General features: G+C 59.6%; 4 protein-coding genes. All 4 read right to left on the reverse strand.

The features are described from left to right. Window positions 1-191, reverse strand: a 191-nt coding sequence (locus OCL88_RS20960) for a ferredoxin (protein ID WP_319951676.1), incomplete at its 3' end; no start/stop codon positions are given. After that, window positions 151-489 carry a hypothetical protein gene (locus OCL88_RS20965; RefSeq protein ID WP_264963828.1) on the reverse strand — a complete coding sequence of 113 codons (339 nt, stop codon included), beginning with the start codon at window positions 487-489 and terminating at the stop codon, window positions 151-153. The genes OCL88_RS20960 and OCL88_RS20965, both read right to left, overlap by 41 nt. After that, window positions 486-1,085: a 3-phenylpropionate/cinnamic acid dioxygenase subunit beta gene (locus OCL88_RS20970; protein ID WP_264963829.1), complete on the reverse strand. Its 600-nt coding sequence runs from the start codon at window positions 1,083-1,085 to the stop codon at window positions 486-488. The genes OCL88_RS20965 and OCL88_RS20970 overlap by 4 nt, the downstream gene beginning before the upstream one ends. A 3-nt stretch (window positions 1,086-1,088) precedes the next feature. Then, the coding region (locus OCL88_RS20975) for an aromatic ring-hydroxylating dioxygenase subunit alpha (RefSeq protein ID WP_264963830.1) at window positions 1,089-2,272 on the reverse strand (1,184 nt) is incomplete at its 5' end.

The following is a 2,272-nucleotide window of genomic DNA, read 5'->3' on the forward strand; positions in this document are numbered from 1 at the left end:
CGGTCAGCCTCGGGTACTTCAGTCTTGAGGAGGACTACGATCCCGTCGTCATCCAAATCAAAATAATCGGTCGCACCGACAACGCAGTTGGCGTACCCTTGGCAGGCTGCTAGGTCTGCTTTTACGACTGGCATGCTCAAACTCCTTGACCTAAGTGTTGCTGTTCTTCTTGAATTGGGACGGTCGTTCATCCTCGGCGATGAGCGGACCGAACGGATTGCCGATCATGGCCGAAAACGTTGCCGGTGCCTGCCAAGTCAGCGACTCGAGTTCCAGCGGGCACAAGCTAACCCACTGTCCGGAGCGCGGGGATTTGATCATCAGCCGGGAACCATTGCGGGTCTCCACCCTTGCGATGTGCACCTCTGAAAATTCATTGGCAATAACGATCGGAGCGCCAGTAACGTGCGCTTCCAGCCGGACACGTTCCTCTGCCGCGCGAATGGCGGCAAGGCGGTCTTCTTCCTCGCCTTCCCATCCGATTTTCATAGGAATATGGCCAAATTCTGCATCCGGATGACCGATTCGTCCACCATGATGGTTCGGCGTGCCAGCTCCCACCCCGTACCGGTATGGCGCAGAAGGTCCTCCCGTCCGGCGGACACCGTGGCGGCCTCCCGCACGTCACCCCTGCTGCGGAAGAGAAGCACAGCCGAATCAACGATGATTTCGTTCGGGTTGTCTGTGCGGAACGTCCGAACGTTGGTGACGTAGTGGCGCAACCGAGAGGGAGGGTCTTCAGTCCAGGCATGCTCTGTGGCAAACCGGGCTACCCGCCGGCTGAGCGAGTACCTGTTTTCATCAAGGTGGGCCATACCGGGGGAGGTGCTGTATCCGGCCCCCAGGGCGGTGGTCACCCGGACGGGCATTAGATAGTGCACGTCTTCAGCAATCCGTGCCATCCATGCGTCATAGTCCTGGGCGTCCAGGAGGTACGCTTCGTCTACCAGCCACCGGTGCGCCTGAAGGTGGAGCGCGTCATCGAACGGGAGGGATTCCCCTATTCTCTGTGTGCGTGGGGCGTGGCCGCCAAGAATGGACTGCTCCGAAAGGGTCTTGCCGTTGCGGTCGGTTTCAACACTCATGGCCTAGGCCTCCTTTGTGAGAATCGGGGCGGCTGCAATAGTGGTGCTCCCGGCGGCCCGTGAGGGATCCGCCTCGGCAGCCGCGGGCGCCTGAATGGGATCGGTTCCGACGTGCAGCTGGGCTGCCTTCTCCATCGGACGTTCGAGGTGATGAGCCCACCGCAGCAGGAGTTCACGCTGGTTGTATTCGCTGTAGCCCACTCGCGTTGAACCTGGTCCCGCATACTCATCTGAGGTCAGGGGCTCTACGACGTTTTGTCCGTTTTCCAGCATGCCCATTCGGCTGTTGAGCAGCAGGCGGCGGGCCATGGGGCCGCCCGCGGTGCTGGTCAGCGAGACCCAGTTCTCAACGTCGTCCTGTTCAAACATGCCGCCGCTGCCAAAGCACATGAGATATGCCTTGTACGAAAGGGCCTTGAACTCCTCAGAGGCGTTCTTGTCCACGGCAAACCACGAGACGATCTCGGTCTCGTTTTCGCTGATCGGCTGCCATTGGCGGATGGAGATAAACGGCAGGACTTCGTCGGAGTCTTCTTCTACGCGGGGCCAGTTGTGGACGAAGCTCATATTCGGGAACACCGATGCGGCCGACACCATGAACCCGTCCTTGCCCACTACATCGAGCTGCTCTTGGCTCCATTGTTCCTTCATCCGCGCGATCATGTCGTCTGGGTAGCCTACGTAGCGGAGCCGTTCCTCCAGCGTGCCTTCTGGAAGCTTGTAGGTAGTACCGCCGCCGTTGCCGGCCCAGTAGGTTGTTCCGTCTTTGCGCTTCTCAGCCTTTGGTTCACGGAAGAGGCCAATTTCAACAACTGACGTGTGCGTTTGTGGGGTGTGGTACATGTCGCCGGCGAAGTTTTCGGCCCCGATCTTCCAGTTCGCCTTGACCCGCCAGCGCTGCGGACCCCGGAGTTCGATGCCGTCAGCGCTCTGCTTGGTGTAGTAGTCCATGTAGAACTTGAAGTCGCCCAGGAAGTCTTCAAGGGGTTCCGCGTCAGGGTCTAGGCTGATGAAAATCAGGCCGTTGTATACGCCCAAAGACGGAGCGGGGAGCAGGGTCTGGCCTTTTTTCTTGAAGCCTTCTTCCCCACCGTAGGCCTCTTTGTGGAACGGAAGGCCTACGATGCGTCCGTCGTTGCGGTAGGACCAGCCGTGGTAGGGGCAGCGGAAATGCGAGGCGTTTCCCA

It is taken from the genome of Paenarthrobacter sp. PAE-2 (assembly GCF_026013155.1).
Classification (GTDB): domain Bacteria; phylum Actinomycetota; class Actinomycetes; order Actinomycetales; family Micrococcaceae; genus Arthrobacter; species Arthrobacter ureafaciens.